This window comes from Geminocystis sp. CENA526 (assembly GCF_050753365.1).
In the GTDB taxonomy this organism is placed as follows: domain Bacteria; phylum Cyanobacteriota; class Cyanobacteriia; order Cyanobacteriales; family Cyanobacteriaceae; genus Geminocystis.
The window spans coordinates 1-25660 of the sequence record NZ_JBLZFY010000047.1 but is presented as its reverse complement, the minus strand read 5'-3'; the positions used below and the strand labels follow the sequence as shown (position 1 = coordinate 25660).

Here is a 25660-nt window from a genome sequence, read left to right as displayed (position 1 = left end):
TTGTCGAAGTCTATTTATTAATCCTTAGATTGCTTGAGATTGCTTCGTGCCTCGCAATGACATAAGATATTGAAATATTATTAATTCTCAATTCTACATTCTAAATTTTACATTCAAAGATTAGCTTATCAATTCAAAGATAAAACTAACTTTGTCTTCCTTTCCTAGCGCTATGCGATCGCCATTTTTGAGACGATGACGATTTCCCGTAGGTAAGGGAGTATGATTAATATAAGTGCCATTAGCGCTTCCAGTGTCTTCAAGATAAAAGTTATCGCCTTCTGTGATAATATCCGCATGGATACGAGAGACAACCTGAGAATGAGGAAAACCAGAGACATCTATATCTGGTGGAGTTTTGTCGTTAGGTTTGCCGATGTGAATAACCGATAATTGTGTAGGTAATTCCAAAGTTACCCCTGTTTGTACATGATTCAAACTCGCTTTAAAACTCTGAATCTGAGTAGTATTATCAATAATATTTTCCGTTTGGGAGATAGATTCTTCTTCTTGAAATAAATCCACGTCTGTATTACTTAAGTCTTCCAAGTTGCCAATAACATCAATATTGCCAACATCTTCTAAGTTACCAATTACGTCAGTGATAATTTCTGATGACTCGTTAATCATATCGAATTTTCCTGTAGGTTGCATTCAACATTTTATCTTAAAAACGGTGATTGGGTTCAAAAGTAGCAAAATTTAAGTTAATTATTCTTTTCTTCGCTTCTTTTCCTTTCATCTTCATCATTTTTCTGATGGTTTACTTAGGATAGTTAGTGCAAGTTCTCAGTTATACTTAGAAGTGTTGATAAAATTACTAAAAATAGAATCACAATGCCAGTATCAGACGCAGAAACGGAAGAATTATCTAGTTTAAAATCTCTTGCTTTGAATGAAGAAAATAAAGACAAAGATTTAATCAATAATCGAAATAATAAAGGATTCATGGGGGTATTAAAAAATTTAAGTTTTCTTGTACTTTGGTTCGGGCAAGTATTCTCTCAATTAGCTGATAAAATTTACCTAGTTTTGATTATTGCTATTATTAGTAATAATTTTCAGTCTCAAGGAGAAAGTATTAGCCGTTGGGTGTCTCTAGTCATGATTGCTTTTACTATTCCCGCTGTTTTATTTGGTTCTTTAGCTGGTGTATATGTTGATCGATGGTCAAAAAAAATAGTTTTAGTTTGTTCTAATTTAATCAGAGCAATTTTAGTTTTAACGATACCTTTTTTTATCTTTAATCACAATTTAAAACAACAATTTTTAAACTTTCCTTTAGCATTTTGGTTTATTTTATTAATCACTTTTTTAGTATCCACAGCGACTCAATTTTTCGCTCCCGCCGAACAATCTACGATACCATTAATCGTTGAAAGAAAAGATTTATTAGCGGCTAATTCTGTTTACACCACTACCATGATGGGGATGTTAATTATCGGTTTTGCTATAGGTGATCCTATTTTAGAATTAGTGGGCAACTGGGGAGAACAATTTAACTTTAATTATGGACAAGAATTGTTAGTGGGAATGTCCTACGCTGTAGCAGGATTTATTTTAATAAGCCTCAATACTCACGAAAAAGATAAGGATAAACAAACGGAAGAAAAACATCCCATCGAAGATATAAAAGAGGGTTTACACTATTTACAAAAAAATCATCGAGTCCGCAATGCTTTGGTTCAATTAGTAATTTTGTTCTCAATTTTTGCGGCTTTAGCGGTGTTAGCAGTAAGGTTAGCAGAAACTATACCGGGGATGGATGCTTCTCAATTTGGCTATCTTTTGGCTTCCACAGGCATAGGTATTGCTCTTGGAGGCACGATCGTAACCCATCAGAATATTATTACATCCCACAGAAAACTAAGTTTTTGGGGTTCTTTGGGGATGTCTTGTGCTTTAATTGGTTTATCCGTTTCCACCCATAGCCTCTTTTTTGCGTTACTAATGACGGTTATTTTAGGTGTTTTTGCCTCTTTTGTGGGGATTCCGATGCAGACTACCATCCAAGCCGAAACTCCTCCAGATATGCGGGGTAAAGTCTTTGGTTTACAAAATAATGCTGTCAACATCGCTTTATCTTTACCCTTAGCTTTAGCAGGTATTGCGGAAACTTATTTCGGGTTAAGAATCGTCTTTTTTATTCTAGGGATATTAGCTATTGTGGGGGGCGGATTAACTTCTATAATTGCCAAAAAATAAGGAACAAATTTAGCCCTAAATTCTTCATACTAGATATAGATAGATAGATAAATATATTTTTATTTTTATTAGAATTATGTTAGTAAATAATCATTCTTTTTTGAAAACTGCTTCTCACATACTGATTTTATTTGGTTTAAGTTCCATTTCGATCGTATCTGGATTGACACCAGAAATTAAAGGGCAAACAATTACTTTTAACCATCAAGCTGTAGCACAAAGTGTCAGTGACGCTGACTTAAGAAAATATGCTCAAGCAGCTATGGAAATAGAAACTTTAAGGGTAAGCACTTTAGCCAACATACAAAGTATAGTGGGAAATTCAAAACCCAGTCAATTAAATTGTCATCAGGAAAACAGTTTTAATCAGTTACCTAATAATGCCCGTAGTATTGCTACTAATTACTGTGAGCAATCAGAAGCTATTGTCAGAAAACACGGCTTAACCAATACTCAATTTAATCAAATTCATCAACAAGTTAGACAAAATGCCACTTTAAAACAAAAGGTACAGAGTATGATTGGGCAAATGTAATGAGGAATGAGGAATTAAGAATTAAGAATTAAGAAAGGCAAAAGGCAATGATTCGATCGAAAAGCTAAATGCGATTGTCCCTAATGATAAAATCTTGACCAGTGTATTAAATTCTAAACCTCTGGGAAAAAGAACTCTAAGAAGTAGTCAAAATATTCTGAGATTGCTTCTTTCCAAGGTTCATCATAATTAGCAATTATATCTGTCATTTCTAAGATTAATACAGTTATGGACAACCGAGGGATTGACGGGTACTAGCTCCTGTTTTAGAATTTATACCATCGGCGTATTCACAAAGTTTGATGATTTGTGGTTTATCTAATACGGCTTCGGTGAAATCTGCCCCCGTAATTTTTGTACTATTAAAAGTCGATCGTTGCATAATGGCTTCTCGTAAAATGGCATCGGTAAAATCAGCGTTATCGAAGCTAGTAACATAAGTTAAAGCATTAGTAAGGTCAGAACCTGAGAAGTTAACATTTTCAGCCATTACAGCGTTAAAAACGCTTCCCCGTAAATCTGCGTTACTGAAGTTAGCGTTTTCTAGTTTTACTTTGGTAAATTCTGCTAGTTGTAAGTTTTGCCCTGAAAAATCTTGTCCACTCAAATTTTTACTTTCAAAGGTGGACGTAACGGCACTAGAACTAGCTGCGATCGAACTATTGGGCATAAATAAGATTGTTAATGTTAAAATTACAGCAAAAAAACGAATTAATTTTTTAAACATAAATATAATAATTAGATATTAAGTTTTAGATTTTAGATAATAGGTAAAAAAAATTAGGATGTTAATTCCTCATTCCTCATTCCTCATTCCTCATTCCTCATTAATTTACGTTCCCACCGTCCAAGAGTTCATATACTCGATTTGAGCAGGTGTTAAAGTATCGATCGAAATTCCCATAGCTTGTAGTTTCAAACGAGCAATTTCTTGATCAACTTCAGTGGGAATAGAATGGATACCAGGTTGTAATACATCTTTGTTTTTAACCAGATATTCACAAGCGAGGGCTTGGTTCGCAAAACTCATATCCATAACCGCACTAGGATGTCCTTCAGCCGCCGCTAAATTGACTAAACGTCCCTCACCTAAAACGATGACAGATTTACCGCTATTGAGTAAATATTGTTGGGTGAAATTGCGTACTTCTTTAACCTCTCTGGACATTCCTTTTAAGGCTTCTAAGTCAATTTCAATATCGAAGTGACCAGAGTTACACACCATTGCACCATCTTTCATGGCTTCAAAATGCTCTTTACGGATGATATGCTTATTGCCTGTAACAGTAACAAAAACATCCCCAAGACGAGATGCTTCATCCATTGTCATCACTCGGAAACCGTCCATAGCGGCTTCGATGGCTTTAACGGGGTTGATTTCAGTCACGATAACATTTGAACCTAATCCACGCGCACGCATCGCAACGCCTTTGCCACACCAACCGTAACCTGCAACTACGAGGGTTTTTCCAGCTAAAAGAACATTGGTTGCGCGAATGATACCATCAAGAGTAGATTGTCCTGTACCATAACGATTATCAAAGAAATGTTTAGTATCAGCATCATTAACATTCATGGCGGGGAAAGTTAACACACCATCTTTAAACATGGCTTCTAAGCGCACAATACCTGTGGTGGTTTCTTCCGTTGTACCGATTAAATCAGCAAGTTGATGCTGTCTTTCTTTGATTAAGGTTGCTACTACGTCTGAACCATCATCGATGATAACATTAGGTTTATGATCTAATGCGGTTTGTACATGACGATGATAGGTAGCGTTGTCTTCTCCTTTGATGGCATAAACGGGAATACCGTAATCATTGACTAAACAAGCGGCCACATCATCTTGAGTAGAAAGAGGGTTACTAGCGATTAATACCGCATCTGCACCACCTGCTTGAAGTGCGATCGCAAGGTTAGCGGTTTCAGTGGTAACGTGACAACAAGCCACTAAACGGATACCAGCGAGGGGTTTTTCTGTGTTAAAACGCTCAGTAATTTGAGCTAAAACGGGCATTTCTCTTGCCGCCCATTCAATTCTTTGACGACCAAGACTAGCTAGGCTAATATCTTTAATGTCGTAATTTAATTTGGTAGGAGTTGCAACCATTAGTTGTTTTCTAAATAAAACTTTACATTGTTTATCATACCTTAACTCATCTGAGTTCGATATAAAAATGCAAACTACTTTGAAAATATAAATATTATTGTCTCAAACAAAGTTTCGACTAAATCGATCGAATCATAAATTGATTTTTTATAGCTATTAAGTCACAAATTCTAAACAACGATTCCAGCCCCACCATCGATCGAAATCTCCCGATTCTGTCATTGCGAGGTAACGAAGCAATCTCTTCTTTCTAGTTATGAAAATTCCACCTTTTTGAAAAAGAAATATTAATTTTTATGACAGAAATAAATTGTTTTTAAAAGATAACAATATAATATAAGAAGAAATAGATTTGCAGACTAATGCAAAGGAAATTCGGGTGAATTATGAATGCCCAGAAAAACCACAAACCCTTACTAAATAAGAAGGTAAACTTACCTTCTGTTTCTGATTGTTCGCTTCAATTATCAGGGAGGGGTAATAATGAGTAAATCGTTTTTTAAAAAACTAATGGTGGAATTTCAATACCCAGCAATTACTTTGCTATTGGTATTGACAAGTTTTGGAATTTATAAAGTATTTGGGTTAACCTACCCAACGGAGGCATGGATGTGTAATCAAAATGGTTATGCCATACGCATCATTGATGATTCTGTTACCTCAGAAGTGAGATCAATGGAAGCTATAAATGATCCATATTTCAAGTCTTTCGTAACTTCCCTCACAAATTATGTTTCATCTAAATATTCTCCAGCAGAATCCTGCGAAGAAAATTCGGGCAAAAAACCGATGAACAGTCTGATATTTGTCAGGCTTCCTCTAGTCACGTCAGGGAATGATCCCCTAACACCTCCCCCAGAGTTAGACAACATCATATCCAATGTAACTTGTCGTCTTGATAGTCCTTGGGTAAAACTTACGATCGATCGCTCAGATACAACCCTAATTCAAGCTATATTTATTTGGAACGAACGCCAATTTTTAGCAGATCAGGCTTTATTGACTAATCCAAATCTATCTCTGAATTCGCCTCTTGTGACTCTTAGCTCTCATTTGTTTTTAGAGTATGTTGGTGACTACGCCAACTCTGAAATTCAGCGATCACCATCAGAGGAAAACGCAACAAAGCCTATCTCACAAAGAATTCCTGCCGATGTCCTGTGGCTATTTCGTCATTCTTGGCAAAGTACACGAGGTCCTTTTTCCAATATGGCTTTATCTGGGATGAGAAAGACCGTAGAACAAGGTGCAAATGGATATACCAATCTAACGAAAATCCTTGTTGATCAATGTTTTACTTCAAGTAAAACGGATATCCGCTACAAAAATGTTCTCGATTTACAACCAATTTTCACTCTAGATCAATATCAAATTAATCAACTTTATTAGTTATAAGGAGCAAAATCATGACTTGGAGTTTCTCTGAAAAAACGACTTTCTTGCCCAGTGATGGTGGTATTGCATTTACCGCCACCGATAAAGCAACTATTTTATCCGCAATGCAAACAGCATACAATGGATCTTCAACGGCAAGAACCATGTTCCATAATTGGATTGATGCTGGAAAAACCATAGAAATCAAATTTGTACCACGGGCATTTCAAGCCTATCTTAATGATGGTAAATTAGAGTTAGACCTATCATTTCTAGAAAATGCTACTTACATCACACCAAGAGGTAAAGCAGTAAAAGATACTGCGGTAACAGCTATTGTACATGAATTGGTTCATGCCCTAACAGGAAGAATGGATGCTGGAGAGAATAATCCTGCAAAAGAAAGAAGTCTTCGGTTAAATGGCTATTATATAGATTCAGGTGGGAGAGAAACAACAGACTATAAAGGAAGCAATGTTGATTATGCAAATGTCATTTTTGCCCAACTAGGTCTTCCCCAACAGGTATCATACATTGCTTATGATAGTGATGGATCTCTTCATAAATTGAATTTTGATTACACTAACGGTGCGACAATTGACAGAGCTGTGTCACAAGATTTAGATCATAGTTCACAGAAGGCTGGTAACTCTAAGGACTTATTGATTGGAGGTCCTTCTAAGAATACTTTCTATAGTGGTGATGGTGATGATTTTCTCTGGGGTTTAGGAGGAGACGATACACTAAATGGAGGTAATGGCATAGATACTGCTGGTTTCATGGGCAAACCTACAGATTATGATTTGCGATTAAATCCAGACGGAACTTGGACATCCCGTCATGTTCGTGGTGCTAAAAACGAGGGAGAAGATAAGCTCATCAACATAGAAAAGGTAATGTTTGAAGGAGGACAAGTATTTAATCTAAAGAAAAAGGGATTAACTTATCAATTGGATTTCGCACTTGTCATTGATACCACTGGTAGCATGGGTGATAGCATCGGAGCAGTGAAGGCGAACGGCACTGCGATTATTAATACTCTATTTGCTGATGATACAAAAGATGCTCGTATTGGTATAGTAGGGTTTAAGGATACAACAATTGGTGAACCCTCCTCAATCATTCTTCCATTTACCGATCAAGTGGAATTTGTCGATCGAAAAGCGGCGGCACTTAATGCTCTCAATGGCATCAGTGTGTCAGGGGGAGGTGATATACCAGAAACGCCCTTTGACGGACTGCTTAAAGCACTAGACGGCACGATGGGAGACTGGAGACCGGGTGCGGGTGTACATCGGGTAGTATTATTTACGGATGCTCCAGCTAAGGATGCTTCTCTAGCGAGTATAGTTGCCTCTTATGCCGCTAATATTGGGGCTACTATCACTGCTAGTTCTCACCGCACGGGAACTTCAGGTTCTCTCGACTTGTTTACCTTATCTCCCATACCCCTTGTTTCCACTAAAACAGAACGATTTTTCCAGATCAGTGGAGATGATCCTGATTTACCTCCCTTCGAGTTTATAGACGAGTCTCCTACTCCGGATATATCCATGGCAAATCTTGAGATTTACACAATTTATACAGGAAATTTTGATGCTCTTGATCCTGATCTTGAGTCCATAGCAAATACCACCGGAGGTAGTTTTTTTGCAACTCCAGAGCCTGACGATTTAGTAAACACTCTGCTCACTATTATTGAGTTACCACCTACCAATCAAGCCCCCACTGCCGTTAATCTTAGCAATACGACCACAGAATTAGCGGAAAATACTGAAGTAGGTGCTGGTATCAAAGTAGCTGATATTACTATTATCGATGATGCTTTAGGCACAAATGAACTTTCCTTAACAGGTGTTGATGTTGATAGTTTTGAAATTATTGATACAGAGTTATTTTATATCGGTGAATCTCCTGATTTTGAAAGCAAAAATCAATATCAAGTCACCGTAAATGTGCAAGATTTGAGTTTAGGGGATGATGTTTTTGCCAGGACTGATTTTACTTTAAGTATCTTAGATGTTAATGAGCCTCCAACTGGCATTAATTTAACTTCTATGATCACAGAATTGGCTGAAAATACGGAAATAGGTACAGGTATCAAAGTAGCTGATATTACTATTATCGATGATGCTTTAGGCTCAAATCAACTTTTCTTAACTGGTGCTGATGCGGATAGTTTTGAAATTATCGATACAGAGTTATTTTTCATTGGTGAATCTCCTGATTTTGAAAGCAAAAATCAATATCAAGTCACCGTAAATGTGGATGATGATACCGTAGGGGATACTCCCGATGCTACAGTGGATTTCACTTTAACTATCTTAGATGTTAATGAAGCACCTATTATTAATATTGAAATTCCAGATCAGGTGGCACGGGCTACAGAACTTTTTAATCTGACAATTCCAGAGGATACCTTTATTGATCCAGATGCAGATACTTTGTTCTACAGTGCCTCTCTTGAGGATGGTACTACTCCTTTACCTAGTTGGTTAAATTTTGATATTGAAACTTTAACTTTCAGTGGCACTCCTAGCAGTGATGATGTGGGCAATTTAACTGTAGGGGTATTTGCTAATGATGGTTCTGCGACAACTTTTGAGCTTTTTACTATCTCGATCGAACCGAAGAATATTACTCTAAATGATCCTTTGTTCCGTTTCCAAAATATCGATCGACCGGGTACATATTTATTTGTAGGAAACGAAGAAAGAATAAGTGTTCTTAATGAATATTCTCCTCCCTTTGTCGAAGAAGGATTTGCTTTTAATGTTTCTTATGGAGAAGAAGAAGGCTTAGTGCGTTTTAATCGTTTTCAGAATAAAAATGTACCGGGTACTTATTTATTTGCCGGAGAGGAAGAAAGTGTAAGCATTCGTGAAAACTATTCCGATGTTTTTACAGAAGAAGGAATTGCTTTTTATGCTCTCGATGCACAAGCCAATATAGGAGTCGATTATTATCGTTTTCAAAATACCGAGCAACCCGGAACATATATATTTGTCGGGGAAGCTGAAAAAACAAGTATTCTTAATAATTATCCTCAGTTTCAATTAGAAGGAATAGCTTTTGAGGCTTTCGTATAATTATTTTGTTGAGATAATAAAACAATAATAGGGTGTCAGGTTAAAGAATGAAAAATCAAGGTTTTGAAGCGTTATATTTTCAATAAAAGCACAAACGTATTTGTAAATAATTAGATTTTAAATGCTCAGTTTTTGAGTAAAAATTGTCAAAAATGTGATTCGACTACGCTCATCAACCACACACTTTTTTGTAAATGTAGGGGTTGAACACTGTTCAACCCGTCTAAAACTTTGATTTTAATAGTCTTCTGAGTTATTCAGCAAACCCTACTTAGGGAAACTTAATATTATTGATTAGATTTAGTCACAAATTCTAAACAACGATTCCATCCCCACCATCGATCGAAATCTTGATATTCTTGCTGACAAGACAAACTGCTAATATATCCCACATGACCACCATTTTTGGTTAAAATTAAATCTATCATCGGGTTTTTAGTGCCAATTTTGCTCAAATCATCCACAAGAGTAGGATCAAATAAAGGATCATCTATGGCATATAAGATTAAAGTAGGCTTCTTAATATCTCCCATAAATTTTAAAGGGCTACAGGCTTCATAATATTCAGCAACGGTGTTATATCCCAAAGAAGGTATCACTAAATATTGATCAAATTGTTTGATACTATTAATTTTCTTAATTGCTTCTATATCAATGTGTTGAGGATGGGCTTGAAAAATCTGCATTGCCAATTCTTGCAAGTTTTTAGCAATGGATTTTTCTAAATAACGAGTCCAAAAATTATGATTTTCTAAATAGTCTAAAGAGCGCATACCGTGCAAACTAGGACATATCACCATGCCTCCCCCTATATCTTGATCTCGCAACTTATAAATTTCTTCTATGTTCGATCGAGATGCCTCATGCAATGCCCACAATGCCAATTTTCCCCCTAAAGAGTAACCTGTAAACCAAAATTGAGAAGGGCAACCCATAGCTTTAGCTTGAGAGGCAATGTACATAAAATCTTTTCCCTCCAATAAACCATCAGAAGTTAAGACAGGAGACAGTAAAGCAGTTTTACCATGCCCTCTCCAATCAAATAAAACCACTGCATAACCTTGAGCATAAGCCTTGCGTCCTAATAAACGCAAATACCATTGATTTTCTACATCTCCTGTAACTCCATAAGTTCCCACGATCGTACCACGAGGATTGTCAGGAATCGCCACTAAGCCAAAAATCGGCACATCGTTTGCCCCCTTAAATATATGCTCTTGATAATTCGGCTCAATTAAAGTAGTGGTTTTTTGCCAATGATGATTCATCCACAAGGCAACATAGAGAGTTTGAATTAAACCATTTTGTAAGAAAAAAGGTGGTTGATAGGATGACATTTTATTGTATATTAAGGGTTATCAGAATTTTTGCAATCACAACATTCTATTCTTAACCCATTACATGACAAAAGAAAATAGCGATAAATTAGGTACTAAAGTTAATTTTTGGGCATCTATCAAGGAAAATTTCAGTATTGTGGCTATAGGCTTAATTTTAGCGGTTTTGATCCGCATTTTCATCGCTGAACCTCGTTTTATTCCCTCAGAATCCATGTTTCCCACTCTTTCTATTGGCGATCGATTAGTGGTAGAAAAGGTATCATATTATTTTACACCTCCTCACGATCGAGATATAGTGGTATTTACTCCTCCCCCTCAATTGCAGGTTTTAGGGTATGATCGAGATCAAGCATTTATTAAAAGAATTATTGCCCATGCTGGAGAAGTGGTGGAAGTAAAAGAAGGGGTTGTCTATGTTAATCAGAAACCCTTAGAAGAACATTATATTCTTGAACCTCCTAACTATAACTTAAATCCTGTCACTGTACCCGAAGGCTATGTTTTTGTCATGGGAGATAACCGTAACAATAGCAACGATTCTCATATCTGGGGTTTTTTACCTCAAGAAAATATTATCGGGAAAGCCATATTTACATTTTGGCCTCCTCAACATTTGGGTAAAATTATCTGAATTAAGCTAAAATAAAGTTAAGATTAATCATCCCAGTTTTCTACTACAAGCAAATCACTAACTGGGTCTTGCATAGAGAAACCGAAGGCTAATAATTCAGACTTTAAAAAAGACCACTCACTTCCAAATAATAGAGCTACTTTACCGATACTATCATGGGGTTGGAGGATTTTGGCATTAACAAGAGAAGATACTTTTTGTTGCAACTTCACCATAGGGTGAATAACTTGCTTTGTTGGCATAAGTTCGTACTTTTACTAAACTATAAAAAAATTAATAAGTAGCATTATGATTAGTCCACCTAGATAACGAGAAAACATTAAACTATTAAACTGATTCTGGGAAAATCTCGTTCGGGGCTTAATTTTTTGCTACTGTAGTTATGAGCAACGGCGAATAGAAAATTGTTGCTATACACTAACTTAAATTATCATAACATATTTTTTCCCATTTCGATCGAAACTTTCCCAAAAATTTTATTTTTTCTGTGAAACCATGAATTTTGTGCCTAAATCTGAAGAAGTTAAGACTCTATTTAATCAAATCGCGCCCGTTTATGATCAAATGAATGACGGTTTAAGTTTTGGTATCCATCGCATTTGGAAAGCCATGACAGTGAAATGGAGTAATCCCCGTAATGGTGGATTGGCTTTAGATTTATGTTGTGGTAGTGGTGATATAACCTTTCTTACCGCAAAACAGATGAAGGGCGGTAAAGTGATAGGGGTGGACTTTTCTTGTCAACTTTTAACAGAAGCAAAAAAGAAACAAGCTGGAAAATCTTTAGCCAGTGACATTGAATGGTTAGAAGCCAATGTGTTAGATTTGCCTTTTGAAGATAACTCCTTTGATAGTGTCACGATGGGTTATGGTTTAAGAAATGTTATCGATATTCCCCGTTGCTTACAGGAAATTAGACGAGTATTGAAACCTTCCGCCAAAGTTGCTATTCTCGATTTTCATAAACCAGAGGCGGATTGGGTAGCAAACAGTCAAAAATGGTATTTAGATAACGTAGTAGTGAGAATGGCGGATTTTTTGAATATTAAAGCCGAATATGAGTATATTTATCCCAGTTTAGAGCGTTTTCCTAACGGTAAACAACAAATAAATTTAGCTTTTGAAGCGGGGTTTTCTCATGCTATACATTACCCCCTATTAGGTGGTATAATGGGAATTCTAGTATTAACTAAATAGCAGTTTCTCAGGACAAAAAATCAAAAGACTGCTGATAGCTGATAGTTAAATTCTTTATTGTTAATTACTGATAATGCCCATAGAATTTAGTAATTGGTGGCAAATAATTATTCCCCCTGTCGCAGGTTCAATTATTGGATATTTTACCAACGATTTAGCGATTAAAATGCTATTTCGCCCTTATAAACCTTTATATCTTTTTCAGAAACAATTACCTTTTACGCCGGGGTTAATTCCTCGTAATCAAGAAAGGTTAGCTAAAAGGGTTTCTGATACGATTATGGGTTCGTTATTAACTCCCGATGAGTTGCAAAAATTGGCAAAAAGATTGTTGCAGACGGAGAGAGTTCAAGGGGCAATTTTATGGTTATTAAAGTTAGCTTTTAAACAAATTAAAGAGGATAAAGAACAAAAAACTGCAAAAATTTTAGCAGATATTTTAAGAGATTTATTCGGTGATTCTTTACCTAAATTGTTAAAAGTAATTACTAGAAAAGATGAGTTTTTACAAACACAAATAGATCAAATATTCGATCGAATCTTACTAGAGTTTAAATTAACGGAAGTTCAAGCTAGACAACTATCTGACTGGTTATTGCAAGTAATTTTTGCTCCCGATTTATTACGTTTAGCTTTGATTAATTTTTTGAGCGATCGAAATATCAATGTTATTGATGAGGGCTTCCGAGAAAAAACCAGTGGTACTTATTGGGTAGTAGCTAACTTATTCGGTGTTAAAAATGCCTTAAGTCGTCTGCGAACTTTTTGTTTAGATGAAAAAGAAATCGCTAATACCAGAATTAAAGAATTACTATTATCCTTAGAAATTAGAAATAGATTAAAAGAGTTTTTTTTGAGTTTTTCTTTACAAAATTTACCCGTTGCTACGGTTAACCAATTACGACAAACAACCAATAAAGCGGTAAGAGATTATATTCAAGAAAAAGGAGCAAATTTTCTACACGAATTTAGTAATTCGATCGAGTGGGATAAAGTCTCAATCTTAATTATTAATCGTTTACAGGCTTCCAGTGTCGTCACGACTTCTTTAGGTTTAATTAGTGAAGAATTAGCCCTAATTTTAGAGCGTTATTTAGAAGAAGATTTAGAAAAAATTGTCGCTGAAGCTATCCCGATTTTATCGATCGATCAAGTAATTATTGATAGAATTAAAGCAACTACCCCCGAAAACTTGGAGGAGGCTACCCAAAGTATAGTCAAAAGTGAGTTACAGGCGATCGTTAATTTAGGCGGATTTTTAGGTTTTATTATCGGTATTCTGCAAAGCGTTTTATTATTTATCCGATAAAAATTGATTGCACAAAAATTTTGAGTATTTTTTGTCTGTAGTTACGCAATCAGGGTTATTTTAACCAAGAAATTTTAAGCTATGCTTACCTCAGTTCGATGTAAGTAATTGCCCAGGATTATAATAGCTTAAACCCCTTCTCTTAATTTATCTGAGACATCAACTTCTTTTATCACTGTAAAATTTCAATTAGCTATTTTTAAAAACAATTTTTTCATTATTAGGTTTATTAGAAAAAGAAATTAATTGACTTTCATTAATCTGTTGTTTTTTTTGCCAATCTTCAAATATTGCCTCAAAATCATAATTAAATGACTTAGCGTGTTCTTCCCTAATTTTCATTAATTCTGTCATTATTTCATCTTGTATAATATCATCTTGTTGCATTTGTTAATCTTCCATTAATTCATAAGGTGTACAAATTGTCGGTAATTTATAGCCAAAACTAGCTGATATTTGAGCTAATTTTTTTTGAATTTGAGCATTAGCAATATGTTTACAATTCCATGTTAGCAAATAATCTATATTGTGAATTGTCGCTACAGCAATATGAATTGCATCATCTGAGGCTTTAGGCGGTAAATTACTTTGTTGGAGAAATTCTAATGCTAAAATTTTGACTTCTTCATTGAGTCGAAGAATAGGAATATTTTTTTGCATTTCCCTTCTTTTAATTGCCATTTCTTGATCTCCTTTTTGAACTTCATCAATTACAACTTGAGAAATATAAAGAGCAAATTTATCTTTTCTTTTATTCCACCATCTTTTTGTTATTTCTGCATTTGCCATGACTATTAAATTTTTACTTAATCGAGCAGTTAAATAACCAAAGAAGCTAGTTTCTAAATAAACTTTTTCCTTCACAAATTTTTGTTAACTTTACTTATTTTTTATTGTTAAATATGAACTTTTTTTTCTCAAAAGGTGGAAATAAATCCACCACGATTTTATTGTTTATGCCCCTTCTCTCAATTTGTCTAAGACGCTTCGATCTTCTAAAGTGGAAGTATCCCCTGCAATCTCTTGCCCAGAAGCTAAACTACGCAACAATCGACGCATAATTTTACCCGATCGAGTTTTCGGCATTCCCTCGGTAAATCTGATGTCTGCAGGACGAGCGATCGCACCGATTTCTTGAACTACATGGGCTTTAAGCTCATTTGCCAACTCATCGCTAGGGGTGAAATCACCTTCAAGGGTGACAAAGGCACAAATATCTTCCCCTTTTACCTCGTCTGGTTTACCTACAACGGCGGCTTCTGCTACGGCAGGATGAGAAACAAGAGCCGATTCTACCTCCATCGTACCTAAACGATGCCCAGACACGTTAATCACATCGTCCACACGCCCCATTACCCAGAAATAACCGTCTTCATCCCGTCTCGCACCATCTCCTGCAAAGTACAAGTACTGTCCATCTTTTGGTGCAATATGCTCCCAATAAGTATTACGGAATCGATCGGGCTCACCATATACTGTACGCATCATACCGGGCCAAGGATGCTTAATTACCAGATAACCCCCCTCGTTATCTCCTACGGGATTACCGTCTAAGTCCACAATATCCGCCATAATACCGGGAAAAGGATGGGTAGCTGAACCGGGTTTTGTCGGTGTTGCACCGGGTAAAGGAGTAATCATAACCCCTCCTGTTTCTGTTTGCCACCATGTATCGACTATGGGGCATTTTTCCTTGCCTATCACCTTATGATACCACATCCAAGCCTCTGGGTTAATGGGTTCGCCCACAGTGCCTAAAAGTCTTAAAGATGATAAATCACGGGCGTTAGGATGATGTTCACCCATTTTAATAAAGGCACGAATCGCAGTAGGGGCAGTGTAAAAAATATTTACGCCGTATTTCTCGATTACATCCCAAAAACAACCCAGATTAGAAGGACGAGGTACTCCTTCATACATAACAGTAGTAGCACCGTTAGAAAGAGGTCCATAAACGATGTAACTATGCCCTGTAATCCAACCCACATCAGCAGTACACCAATAAACATCATCGTCACGAAGATCAAAAATCCACTTAGTTGTCATGTGAGAGTAAAGATTATACCCCCCCGTAGTGTGGACGACTCCTTTCGGTTTACCAGTACTGCCACTGGTGTAGAGAATAAATAGCATATCTTCACTATCCATCATTTCTGCTTCGCAATGGGCAGATACTCCTGCTTGTAAGTCATGCCACCAATGATCTCTACCAGCTTCCATGTGTACTTTTTCTTTGGTGCGTTGTACCACTAACACGTTTTGGACACTAGGGGCTTGATTATGTTCGATCGCACTGTCCACTTGACTTTTAAGGGCTACAACTTTATCTTTACGGAAACCACCATCAGCAGTAACCACTAATTTAGCTTGAGCGGCGTTAATTCTATCTCTCAAGGCTTCTGCACTAAAGCCTCCAAATACGACACTATGCACCGCCCCAATTCTGGCACAAGCTAACATGGCGATGGCACTCTCAGGAATCATGGGCATATAAATTGCTACCACATCACCTTTTTTCACCCCTAATTGCTTCATCACATTGGCAAATTGACACACTTCCCGATGGAGTTGAGCATAAGTTAAAGTACGGCTATCCCCCGGTTCGCCTTCCCAAATAATAGCGGCTTTGTTGCGTCTCCAAGTTGTCAGATGTCGATCGAGACAATTATAAGAAATATTTATCTTTCCATTGGTAAACCACTTCGCAAAAGGAGGGTTACTCCAGTCTAAAACTTGATCCCATGCTTTAAACCAATGTAGTTCTTTATTGGCTAGTTCTTCCCAAAAAGCAGTAGGATTCTCAATAGAACGTTGATATAGTGCTTGATATTCTTTCCAATTTGTAATATGAGCTTGTTGTGAAAAATCAGCAGGGGGGCTAAAAGTACGTTTTTCTTTTAAAATAGATTCGATCGTGGGTTGTGTCATATATAAAGTTTACTTATCTACAAACGATGCCTAAAATTACAACATAACCGATTTTGTGCTTTTCAACTATTAATTTTTGTTTTTTTTTGATACAAATTCTCGTTTACTATCGAAATCTTAAATTAGTCGAAAATAAAATATATAATCTCTAATTTTCCTGAGTTACTTATAATAGTTAGTCAAGAAAAGTAAATTCAGAAACATGAGAGGAGGAAACATGAATCATAGTATTAGCAATGGTAACAAGGTGACAAAAGGAGTACCTGATTTGTTAGACCCTAATATCCTAAAATCTGCTAGAAATATATATCAAACCTATTGTTATTTTCATGTTAAGTTAGTGAAACCTCCCATAGGGGTAGCGATCGATCGAACTACCCATAGAGGGCAATTATTATTTACAAAAAAACCCATTTTATTACCATGGGAAAACTTTATTCCCATAAGTCAAATTGAGTCAGAAATTTAGTATTTTATCTCTAACTAGGGTATTGACAGGAAAAGCTCGATCGAGCTATAATGAACGATTGTGTGTTAAATCATGTTCGGATCAGGTAAAAGAAGCAGAAAACAACCCTGCTACCTGTACGGCAGTATCAAAAAAGGAAATTAATATGACTTACGCAGTAATCGAAATCTGTGGTAAACAACTTAAAGTTGAAGCCGGTAGATTTTATGATGTCGATCGAATTGATGTAGAATTAGACGGTGAATTAAGCATTGATAAAGTGTTATTAATTCATCATGAAGATCAAATTCATGTAGGACAACCTTATATTGAAAATGGTAGCGTTAGCGGTACAATTATCGGTCATCGTCGGGGTAAAAAGGTTATCGTATATAAAATGAAACCCAAAAAGAAAACCCGTAAAAAAAGAGGACATAGACAAGAATTAAGCCGTTTCTTGATTAACTCTATCAGTTTAGGAGATAATGTGTTAGCACAAGAATCTATCCCTACGGTAGAAACAGAGGTTGCCGTTGAGGTATAAGATTAAGGAAAATATATTTAATATATATAATAAATTAACAAGGAGTAAAAATTAATGGCACATAAGAAAGGTACAGGTAGTACTAGAAACGGAAGAGACTCTAATTCTAAACGCTTAGGCGTAAAACGTTATGGTGGTGAATTAGTTAAAGCTGGTAACATTTTAGTTCGTCAACGTGGCACTAAAATCTATCCGGGTAACAATGTTGGTATCGGCAAAGATGATACTCTTTTCGCTTTAATCGAAGGTATTGTTACATTTGAGTATAAAACCGCTAGTCGTAAAAAAGTTAGTGTTTATGCTGTAGAAGCAACACCTGCTTCTTAAATTTAACGACTCTTTCCAAAAAAAAATGTAGGGGTTGAACAATGTTCAACCCTTTTTCTTTAATGAGCATTTAACTTGTATATAATTTTATGAAAAATCAATAAATATTCACCATTCTCCACCTGCCTTATATGTATCTATAGCAAAGTCAGATGTCTGATAGGTCATTTAAGCGGGTGGGGGGAATCGAACCCCCATCATTAGCTTGGAAGGCTAAGGTTTTACCACTAAACTACACCCGCAGGTTTATTTCAAACACATTTAATAATATAACGTAAAATTTTGAACTTGTCAATCACAATGGCAAATAAATAAAACTTTCTTTTATCATTTACTGCTAAACTTTTTTCCTGTCATTGCGAGATGACGAAGCAACCGCCTTTACGGCTTAATTGATTTTTGGTACTCTTTACATAAATGACTTAAGGCACATTCGCCACAATTAGGCTTTCTAGCATTACAAACGGCTCGACCATGATAAATTATACTGATAGAGAAATTCTCCCATTCTGGTTGGGGTAATAATTTCATCAAATCTTGCTCAATATGTATAGGATTGGATTTTGTAGTTAACCCTAGACGGTTACTTAGTCTTTTAACGTGGGTATCCACTGTTACCCCTTCAATGATGCCAAAAGCGTGGGCTAATACCACATTAGCTGTTTTTCGAGCAACTCCTGCTAGGGTTAATAATTCTTTCATAGTTTGAGGCACATTACCGTTAAATTCTGTCACGATTCTTTGACAAGCTAAGTGAATATTTTTGGCTTTATTGCGATAAAATCCTGTAGAACGCACTAAATCTTCTATTTCGGTTCGATCGCCATTGGCAAAACTTTCGGCGGTGGGAAAGCGTTTAAATAGGGCTGGGGTGACTTTATTGACTCTTTCATCGGTACATTGAGCGGATAAAATAGTTGCTACTAATAATTGTAACGGAGTTTCATAGTTTAAACTACAGGTAGCGTTAGGATAAAGTTGTTTTAGTATTTTTAATATTTCGATCGATTTGCGTTTTTTTGTCATCATTGATTATGAAGAAGTCTAATAGCAATATACTTCAAATTTAAGCCACTTTTTCTCTTGTTTATTATACTCAATAACTTATCAATATTAATCTAAATATCTTCAGCAAAAATAACTCCTTCATAAATATCTGAAAAAGGTATTTCAAAATCAATTTTTCCTAGTTTTAATATCTGATTTTCTCCTAAATACTCTTTAAATCTCCACTCATTGTCAGATTCTTTAATAAATTGTTCTACAGAAAAACTATATTGATCAATTAAAATATATTCTTGAAAAGATTCGATCGAACGATAGCTTTTAAATTTTTCTCCCTTGTCATAATTTTGGGTGGAATTAGATAAAACTTCAATAATTACGAGGGGATTTGTGACGATTGTTTGTTTATCGCTTTCATAAATGGTTCGATCGTGAATAATCATAATATCAGGATAGGTATAACGTCTCTCAACAGGTATAGAAAGACGCACATCATTGATATAAATGTCGTAACTTTTCCCCCTGAAAGCCGATTTAAAATGAAAATAAAAATTACCAGCTATTTTATTATGATTAGTTGTACCTCCTGTCATGGCAATAATCTCCCCGTCATGGTATTCACTTTTATATTCGGCGGTTTCTTCTAACTCTAAATATTCTTCCACTGAGTAGTAAGTTTTTTCTAGTTGAGCAATCATGATTTTTTCTTATTGATAGCTATTACATTATTTTAAACTAATTTTTTTGCTTGTAGTGAGAGCTTTAGCCCTTTATAATAACATTCATTTTTTACTAATCGATTATTTCGCTTTTATCGGTAGGAATTTTTAAACTAAAATTAATCACGATCGACTTATTTTCACAACTAACATTAGTTATATTTACCACACTTTTTTCCGCCAATAATTCACTAATAGACGACTGAGGCGATAAGGCACATTTATAACCAGCACCCTCTAACCATTCACAAATACTGCGATAATTGTCGATTCTTTCTTCTGATTTATCTAATAAAACCTTGATATATTTATAGACACTGGCACATAAATCTGTTTTCACCCCATTACGATCTTTTCCTAATTTCTCGGCAATTTCTGTCGGACTATGACCTAATAATAACGCCCGAAGATGTAGTTTTTCCATCGGTGTTAAAGGTTTTCCTTTAGCATAGGTTAAGTCTGCATAAAGAGTTTTTAAATCCCACTGCTGATGAGCTTCAGTAAATTGTTCATCCTTAATCATTGGCTCGATCGTATCCTTATTCTAATTTACTAACTTTATCCTAACATAATTCCTATTATAAGTTAGAAGTAATTTATACCCTAGTTAGATTACTATAAGATTGTAAAAATTTATTATCTTATTAATAAAGTTTACTCATAAGTTACTTAATTACTTCTATGAATTTTTCACTTCCTAACCTCTTTGCTAATCTGAGGACTAAATCCGTTGAAATCACCCTAATTCTACTATTTGTGATTTGGACTCCTCTCTTGATTAATAGTACCTTACAAATTCAACATTCTTGTTATCCTCTGATAAAAGTTAGTCAACTTCCCGATATATGTAAACGTTGTCCTGATGGTACAAAACCTCCTTGTGAAATAAAACCTAAACTTTGCTCTGATGGTACAAATCCTCCATGTCCAATAATAATAGATCCTCATCCTGACCCTGTACTGATAGCAGGAACTGGGGCAGTCATAATTGGTGCAGGATTAGCGATCGCCGGTGCCCCTTTATTGGTAGTAGCGGGAATTGGTGCAAGTTCTTATTTTGTGATTAAAAGTATTCTTGAACAATTAAATTAAACATTCATCAACACAGGAAATAACTATGAACCCAGAAACACAGTCTCAGGACATCACCCCTTCACAAACCAATCCTTCTAACATCATCCCAGATAAGGAAAAGATAGAATTATCCCCTCCATTACCGCAAGAAAATTTTATGACAAAAAATCATCAATTCGCTTTTTCATCGAATTTGAAAACTATTTTTCTCGGTGGAATTTTATTTGTAGCTATTATTGCTACTGTGTCAATTTTTTCAGGAGATCATATCATCTGTTTATTTAGTCCAGATTGTAAAATTGATCCTCCTTCTGTAACTGGTAATTTGTGGGCATTTCTTGGCGGTATAGCAGGTTATGCGATCGCTACTACAATGGGAATCCCTTTACTTCCTGCGGTGGGCATTGCCGTAGGAATTTGGTTATTAATGCAAATTTCTTAATAAAATTATAGTTTATACTTAATACTCAATATGAATGTAATTGAAATAGAACAAGCATCTAAAAAATTCAGAAAAAATGTATTTTCTCCTACTAACGAGGTTTTAGAAAATATTAATTTAAACCTCAAACAAGGTGAATTTTTAGTCTTAAAAGGTGAAAATGGTTCAGGAAAAACAACCTTATTAAACTTAATTTTAGGCTTGGTTAAACCTACAAATGGAACGGTTAAATTAATGGGTTTATCTCCTCAAGATTCCCTTTCTAAAATGAAAATAGGTTATGTACTGCAAAATACTGGAATACCGAGCAATATTAAAGTAAAAGAGTTAATTTCTTTATGGCAAAGTTATTACGTTAACTCTTTAACTATAGAAGAAGTTTTAAGAAAAGTCGATTTAGAAGATCAAGCAGAATCTTGGGCTACAGACTTATCAGGAGGACAAAAACAAAGGTTATATTTTGCCTTAGCATTAGTGGGAAATCCAACTTTATTAATATTAGATGAACCCACCAGAAATTTAGATGAAAGTGGTTATAATGCCTTCTGGAAAGAGATTGAAAAATGTCGTGAAGAAGGTACAACAATTCTAATGGTAACAAATAATAAATCTGATCAAGAAAAATTAGATATATTAAAGCCAAGAATCGTTACTTTAACAAAACACTCTAAAGTTTCTGGTAACAGTCAATTAACAGAAAATTCTGAGGATATATCCTCAACACAAATCACCACTGCTGACTCTTTAAATCAAATAAAATCTCCCTCTTATTTAAAGATGTTGTTCCAACAAATCAACTTTGAAGTAAAACAAATTTTACGCACTCCTTTATATTTATTAGGAATATTTATTGTTCCTTTTTTAATTCCATTTTTACTTAGATTATCAGGAAATACAGATGATCAAAGATTATCATTAACTGCTATTTGCGGTATATTTTTATTCACGATCGTTATTGATAGATTTGCTAAAAGAATTGTGGTAGAACGATCGGAAAAATGGTTAAATTTATTAAAAGCAACACCACTATCACCTATTTTATATATTGGGGCAAAATTAACGGCAATTAGCTTAGTTTGTGGAGTTTTTACGGTAACTTATTTTACTTTAATAACATCAATCGCACATATTGAAGTTGTTAATAATTTATCAACTCTTATTTCAGTGTTAATTATTGGCATTATTCCTTTTGGTTTATTAGGAATTACATTAGGTTTTGTTCTCGAACCAAAAAGTGCGGATTCTATTTTAGGATATTCATTATTATTAATTCCACTTCTTTGTTGGTTATTACCGATACCTATTCCCGATAAATTTTCTTGGCTAAAAGATATATTAGTATTATTGCCTTTTTATCATTATCGTACCTTAGTAGAATCGGTAATAAATAATGGAAGTAATAGTTTAATTTTTCTCAATACACTTTGGTTAATTTGGGCAACATTTCTTTTTTATTATTTAGCGGTTTTATCCTACCAAAGAGAAAAAGTTATTCAAAGATAATAGTAACAAAAAAGGTGGGCATTGCCCACCCTACAATTATAATTAAATCATGCAGAAATCAAATTTAAGTAGTTGATAAAAGGTTTAAAATCTTTATCAGAAAATAAAAGAGGAAGATTATTTTCTATGCAAAAAGTGGCAATAATTACGTCATTAGTTTTTCTAATAGTGATGCCTTTTTTCCTTAAATATCTATAATTTTCAGCACTTTTAATGGCTAATTCAATACCTAATAAAGAGTAAATTTTTAAAGAAGTTAATAGGGTTTTTGCAGTTTCATAATCTCGATCATTTTTAAAACCTTGTAATACTTCAGTTAAAATAATATCTCCAATAACCACAGGATGAGTTGATAAATATAAATCTAATTTTGTTACCTCTTTTGTTTCATTCCCATTAAAATAATCAATCCAGACGCTAGAATCAACTAAAATCATTAATCTAACCTCATTTCTTCAAGATTTCCCTCCCATTTTAATTTTCCTTTAAATTTTTTAATTTGCTCTTGTTTTTTGAGATTAATTAAGGTTGTTAAACTTAATTCTATTACTTCTTTTTCAGTTTTTAAACCAGTTATTTTCATGGCATCATTAATCAATCTTTGTATTTCCATAATTATTAGTTAAATTATTTATCTTTTAGTAAGAAAAATCGAGCTTTTTAACATTATCGATTTCTTTAATGGTTTTTGCTTCCCCTTCATACTTTAAACACCCAGCAACATCTGTTAATTTAGTTTCAGGAAAAACTTTTTTAGGTTTTAATAAAATACCATCACCAACATTAATCATAATTAATTCTTGATCATGTTCCCAATTAAATTTATCTCTTAATATTTTCGGAATAATAACTTGCCCTTGACTTGATAATTTAGTAATTTCCATTGATAAATATTATTGCTATTGTTTATATTTTAGTTGTTATATCATTCTACTGATGAAATTTAAACCCAACCTACAATATAAGTGAGTGAGCAGAACTTATACAATAGTTATTATCCGATAATCTCCATTGCTGATAAATGTTAATTGCTATTCGCATCGATAATTTTGCTTTAGTTGATCACTTAGAGTTAGAATTTGGTAGTGGTTTAAATGTCCTCACGGGAGAAACGGGGGCAGGAAAATCGATTATTCTCGATGCCATTGATGTGGTGTTAGGGGGTAAGGCAAATCAACGGATGATTCGTAGTGGCGAAAAAAAAGCCATTGTAGAGGCTAGTTTTCATAGTAATCCTGATTTGGAAACTTGGTTAGATTCTCAGGAAATAGAGTCTTTCCACGATGGCACTGTGGTTTGTAGTCGAGAGTTAACTATTGGGAAAGATAATTTTCGCTCTCGTTGTCGTGTTAACGGAGTTGTAGTCAATAAAAATATTATCACCCTTCTGCGCGATCGACTTTTAGAAGTGACAGCCCAAAATGAAACAGGGCAATTACTTTCTGCTAGTAATCAACGAGATTTATTAGACGACTACGGCGGAAAAGAGTTAATTAATCAACGAAACCTTGTCAGTCGCTCATTTGTGGAAACTCAACAAGCCTTAGAAACTTTAGAAAAATGTCGTGACTCCGAACAACAAAGGTTACAAAGACTAGATTTGATTCAACATCAAATTAAAGAATTGAGTGCCATTCACTTACAATCCGCCGATGAATTAGAGCATTTGGAGATTGAAAGTGATCGACTTACTCATGTAGTAGAGCTGCAACAATTGAGTTATCAAGCCTATCAGTTACTCTACCAGAGTGAATCGGACGAAAATCCAGCAGTAACGGATATTTTAGCTAAAGTTGAGCCTTTAGTGCAGGATATGGCAAATTATGACAAAGAATTAACCCCTATTTTGGAAATTATCCAAGAAGCCTTAAATCAAGTTGTGGAGGCAGGGCAACAAATCTATAGTTATGGGGCAGGGTTAGAAGCCGATCCTGATAGACTAGAGGAGGTAGAAGAGCGTATTAGACTATTAAAACGGATTTGTCGCAAATATGGACCAAAATTAGAGGATGTTATCGAATATTATGAAAGTTTGAAAAAAGAGTTAATCGAGTTAACCGACAATAGTAAATCCATCGATGAATTAGAACAAGAGTATCAGGCACATAATGCCAAATTACTCAAACTATGTACCAAATTAAGTCAATTAAGACAAAATGCTTCCCAAAAATTAGAAACTCAGCTTACCCAAGAGTTAAAACCCCTAGGCATGGCAAAAGTACAGTTTCAATGTCGAGTCACCGCCGTTAATCCTCATAGTATGGGTGCTGATCATGTAGAATACTATTTTAGCCCTAATCCGGGGGAAGATTTACAACCCTTAGCTATGACTGCTTCTGGAGGAGAAATGAGTCGCTTTTTGTTGGCTTTAAAATCCTGTTTTACAGAATCTCAAACTGATGCTAAAACCCTCATTTTTGACGAAATTGACGCAGGAGTATCAGGTAAAGTAGCCCAAGCCATTGCTGAAAAATTGCACAAATTGAGTAATCAACATCAAGTATTGTGTGTCACCCATCAACCTCTTGTAGCGGCTATGGCAGATGATCATTTTCGAGTCGAAAAACATCAGGTAAAATCCAGTGAAACCCAAGAGGTGAGAACGATCGTCAAGGTCACACACTTAGAACATCAAGAACATCGCCGAGATGAATTAGCCGAATTAACAGGAGGGCATTCTGCCGAAGAAGCCATTGCCTTTGCTGATTCTATCCTAGAAACTGCTAGTAAGTTAAAAAAACGATCGAACAGTAAGTAAGCTAGTTTGCATTTAAGTTTACCGATGAAGACAGGCAAAAGGCAAAAGTTGCCCTAAATCAATAGTTATTAGTATTTTTAACTATTAGAAAAAAATGCAAGTTAAATGCGTCTTAGCTTAGG

General features: G+C 35.1%; 29 protein-coding genes and 1 tRNA gene. 14 read left to right on the top strand and 16 right to left on the bottom strand.

Features of this window, described 5'->3' with window-relative positions:
• Positions 1-120: 120 nt before the first annotated feature.
• Positions 121-654 carry an FHA domain-containing protein gene (locus ACN4EE_RS13305; RefSeq protein ID WP_431706937.1) on the bottom strand — a complete coding sequence of 178 codons (534 nt, stop codon included), beginning with the start codon at positions 652-654 and terminating at the stop codon, positions 121-123.
• A 183-nt stretch (positions 655-837) separates the two neighbouring features.
• On the opposite strand from ACN4EE_RS13305, the gene ACN4EE_RS13300 reads away from it, so the two are divergent.
• The gene (locus ACN4EE_RS13300) at positions 838-2205 is read left to right on the top strand and encodes an MFS transporter (protein ID WP_431706936.1); all 1368 of its coding nucleotides are present in this window, start codon (positions 838-840) and stop codon (positions 2203-2205) included.
• A gap of 76 nt (positions 2206-2281) precedes the next feature.
• A complete protein-coding gene (locus ACN4EE_RS13295; RefSeq protein ID WP_431706935.1) occupies positions 2282-2740 on the top strand; it encodes a DUF4168 domain-containing protein in 459 nt (152 codons plus the stop codon).
• A gap of 113 nt (positions 2741-2853) precedes the next feature.
• Here ACN4EE_RS13295 and ACN4EE_RS13290 read toward each other — a convergent pair whose 3' ends face one another.
• From ACN4EE_RS13290 to ahcY, 3 genes are all read right to left on the bottom strand, one after another.
• A complete protein-coding gene (locus ACN4EE_RS13290; protein WP_431706948.1) occupies positions 2854-2976 on the bottom strand; it encodes a hypothetical protein in 123 nt (40 codons plus the stop codon).
• Positions 2967-3467 carry a pentapeptide repeat-containing protein gene (locus tag ACN4EE_RS13285; RefSeq protein WP_431706934.1) on the bottom strand — a complete coding sequence of 167 codons (501 nt, stop codon included), beginning with the start codon at positions 3465-3467 and terminating at the stop codon, positions 2967-2969. The genes ACN4EE_RS13290 and ACN4EE_RS13285 overlap by 10 nt, the downstream gene beginning before the upstream one ends.
• A gap of 105 nt (positions 3468-3572) precedes the next feature.
• Positions 3573-4850: an adenosylhomocysteinase gene (gene ahcY, locus ACN4EE_RS13280; RefSeq protein ID WP_431706933.1), complete on the bottom strand. Its 1278-nt coding sequence runs from the start codon at positions 4848-4850 to the stop codon at positions 3573-3575.
• Positions 4851-5333: 483 nt separating this feature from the next.
• On the opposite strand from ahcY, the gene ACN4EE_RS13275 reads away from it, so the two are divergent.
• Together ACN4EE_RS13275 and ACN4EE_RS13270 are read left to right on the top strand one after the other, a co-directional pair.
• Entirely contained in the window at positions 5334-6239 is a 906-nt protein-coding gene (locus ACN4EE_RS13275; protein WP_431706932.1) for a hypothetical protein, read from the top strand.
• Positions 6240-6256: 17 nt separating this feature from the next.
• Entirely contained in the window at positions 6257-9313 is a 3057-nt protein-coding gene (locus ACN4EE_RS13270; protein ID WP_431706931.1) for a putative Ig domain-containing protein, read from the top strand.
• Positions 9314-9600: 287 nt separating this feature from the next.
• On the opposite strand, the gene ACN4EE_RS13265 is transcribed toward ACN4EE_RS13270, so the two are convergent.
• The gene (locus ACN4EE_RS13265; RefSeq protein WP_431706930.1) at positions 9601-10650 is read right to left on the bottom strand and encodes a YheT family hydrolase; all 1050 of its coding nucleotides are present in this window, start codon (positions 10648-10650) and stop codon (positions 9601-9603) included.
• A 64-nt stretch (positions 10651-10714) separates the two neighbouring features.
• On the opposite strand from ACN4EE_RS13265, the gene lepB reads away from it, so the two are divergent.
• On the top strand, positions 10715-11284 hold the full coding sequence (lepB, locus tag ACN4EE_RS13260; protein WP_431706929.1) for a signal peptidase I: 570 nt from the start codon (positions 10715-10717) through the stop codon (positions 11282-11284).
• 23 nt (positions 11285-11307) lie between these two features.
• Here lepB and ACN4EE_RS13255 read toward each other — a convergent pair whose 3' ends face one another.
• Positions 11308-11526, bottom strand: a complete 219-nt coding sequence (locus tag ACN4EE_RS13255) for a DUF4327 family protein (protein ID WP_431706928.1) — start codon at positions 11524-11526, stop codon at positions 11308-11310.
• A 253-nt stretch (positions 11527-11779) separates the two neighbouring features.
• Between ACN4EE_RS13255 and ubiE the strand changes: the two genes are divergently transcribed.
• Positions 11780-12481, top strand: coding sequence for a bifunctional demethylmenaquinone methyltransferase/2-methoxy-6-polyprenyl-1,4-benzoquinol methylase UbiE (ubiE, locus tag ACN4EE_RS13250; protein ID WP_431706927.1), 702 nt, complete (start codon positions 11780-11782; stop codon positions 12479-12481).
• 73 nt (positions 12482-12554) lie between these two features.
• Complete coding sequence (locus tag ACN4EE_RS13245; protein WP_431706926.1) at positions 12555-13790, top strand: DUF445 domain-containing protein; 1236 nt, start codon at positions 12555-12557, stop codon at positions 13788-13790.
• A gap of 189 nt (positions 13791-13979) precedes the next feature.
• On the opposite strand, the gene ACN4EE_RS13240 is transcribed toward ACN4EE_RS13245, so the two are convergent.
• From ACN4EE_RS13240 to acs, 3 genes are all read right to left on the bottom strand, one after another.
• Entirely contained in the window at positions 13980-14177 is a 198-nt protein-coding gene (locus ACN4EE_RS13240; RefSeq protein ID WP_431706925.1) for a hypothetical protein, read from the bottom strand.
• A gap of 3 nt (positions 14178-14180) precedes the next feature.
• Positions 14181-14654 (bottom strand): type II toxin-antitoxin system VapC family toxin, encoded by a 474-nt coding sequence (locus ACN4EE_RS13235; RefSeq protein ID WP_431706924.1) that lies wholly within the window; start codon positions 14652-14654, stop codon positions 14181-14183.
• Positions 14655-14744: 90 nt separating this feature from the next.
• Positions 14745-16718: an acetate--CoA ligase gene (gene acs / locus ACN4EE_RS13230; RefSeq protein WP_431706923.1), complete on the bottom strand. Its 1974-nt coding sequence runs from the start codon at positions 16716-16718 to the stop codon at positions 14745-14747.
• A gap of 217 nt (positions 16719-16935) precedes the next feature.
• Here acs and ACN4EE_RS13225 point away from each other — a divergent pair, with 217 nt between their 5' ends.
• The 3 genes from ACN4EE_RS13225 to rpmA all read left to right on the top strand — a co-directional run bounded on the left by ACN4EE_RS13225 (position 16936) and on the right by rpmA (position 18037).
• Positions 16936-17187: a hypothetical protein gene (locus ACN4EE_RS13225; protein ID WP_431706922.1), complete on the top strand. Its 252-nt coding sequence runs from the start codon at positions 16936-16938 to the stop codon at positions 17185-17187.
• 145 nt (positions 17188-17332) lie between these two features.
• Entirely contained in the window at positions 17333-17710 is a 378-nt protein-coding gene (gene rplU / locus ACN4EE_RS13220) for a 50S ribosomal protein L21 (RefSeq protein ID WP_431706945.1), read from the top strand.
• 54 nt (positions 17711-17764) lie between these two features.
• Complete coding sequence (rpmA, locus tag ACN4EE_RS13215) at positions 17765-18037, top strand: 50S ribosomal protein L27 (protein ID WP_431706921.1); 273 nt, start codon at positions 17765-17767, stop codon at positions 18035-18037.
• Positions 18038-18208: 171 nt separating this feature from the next.
• Here the strand turns inward: rpmA and ACN4EE_RS13210 are convergent.
• The 4 genes from ACN4EE_RS13210 to ACN4EE_RS13195 all read right to left on the bottom strand — a co-directional run bounded on the left by ACN4EE_RS13210 (position 18209) and on the right by ACN4EE_RS13195 (position 20284).
• Positions 18209-18279 (bottom strand) — tRNA-Gly (locus ACN4EE_RS13210).
• A gap of 139 nt (positions 18280-18418) precedes the next feature.
• On the bottom strand, positions 18419-19063 hold the full coding sequence (gene nth, locus ACN4EE_RS13205) for an endonuclease III (protein ID WP_431706944.1): 645 nt from the start codon (positions 19061-19063) through the stop codon (positions 18419-18421).
• Positions 19064-19155: 92 nt separating this feature from the next.
• Complete coding sequence (locus ACN4EE_RS13200) at positions 19156-19740, bottom strand: Uma2 family endonuclease (RefSeq protein WP_431706920.1); 585 nt, start codon at positions 19738-19740, stop codon at positions 19156-19158.
• 94 nt (positions 19741-19834) lie between these two features.
• The gene (locus ACN4EE_RS13195; RefSeq protein WP_431706919.1) at positions 19835-20284 is read right to left on the bottom strand and encodes a helix-turn-helix transcriptional regulator; all 450 of its coding nucleotides are present in this window, start codon (positions 20282-20284) and stop codon (positions 19835-19837) included.
• A 158-nt stretch (positions 20285-20442) separates the two neighbouring features.
• Between ACN4EE_RS13195 and ACN4EE_RS13190 the strand changes: the two genes are divergently transcribed.
• The 3 genes from ACN4EE_RS13190 to ACN4EE_RS13180 are packed head-to-tail and all read left to right on the top strand — an operon-like array spanning position 20443 to position 22780.
• Positions 20443-20853, top strand: coding sequence for a hypothetical protein (locus tag ACN4EE_RS13190; RefSeq protein WP_431706918.1), 411 nt, complete (start codon positions 20443-20445; stop codon positions 20851-20853).
• A 25-nt stretch (positions 20854-20878) separates the two neighbouring features.
• Positions 20879-21277 (top strand): hypothetical protein, encoded by a 399-nt coding sequence (locus ACN4EE_RS13185; RefSeq protein WP_431706917.1) that lies wholly within the window; start codon positions 20879-20881, stop codon positions 21275-21277.
• Positions 21278-21307: 30 nt separating this feature from the next.
• Positions 21308-22780: an ATP-binding cassette domain-containing protein gene (locus ACN4EE_RS13180; RefSeq protein WP_431706916.1), complete on the top strand. Its 1473-nt coding sequence runs from the start codon at positions 21308-21310 to the stop codon at positions 22778-22780.
• 47 nt (positions 22781-22827) lie between these two features.
• Here the strand turns inward: ACN4EE_RS13180 and vapC are convergent, their stop codons facing one another.
• From vapC to ACN4EE_RS13165, 3 genes are read right to left on the bottom strand one after another with little or no spacing between them, the layout of a single operon-like run.
• Complete coding sequence (gene vapC / locus ACN4EE_RS13175) at positions 22828-23217, bottom strand: type II toxin-antitoxin system VapC family toxin (protein WP_431706915.1); 390 nt, start codon at positions 23215-23217, stop codon at positions 22828-22830.
• Complete coding sequence (locus ACN4EE_RS13170) at positions 23217-23393, bottom strand: type II toxin-antitoxin system VapB family antitoxin (protein WP_431706914.1); 177 nt, start codon at positions 23391-23393, stop codon at positions 23217-23219. The genes vapC and ACN4EE_RS13170 overlap by 1 nt, the downstream gene beginning before the upstream one ends.
• Positions 23394-23418: 25 nt before the next feature.
• A complete protein-coding gene (locus ACN4EE_RS13165; protein ID WP_431706913.1) occupies positions 23419-23664 on the bottom strand; it encodes an AbrB/MazE/SpoVT family DNA-binding domain-containing protein in 246 nt (81 codons plus the stop codon).
• 137 nt (positions 23665-23801) lie between these two features.
• On the opposite strand from ACN4EE_RS13165, the gene recN reads away from it, so the two are divergent.
• Positions 23802-25538: a DNA repair protein RecN gene (recN, locus tag ACN4EE_RS13160; protein WP_431706912.1), complete on the top strand. Its 1737-nt coding sequence runs from the start codon at positions 23802-23804 to the stop codon at positions 25536-25538.
• The last annotated feature ends 122 nt before the right edge of the window (positions 25539-25660 follow it).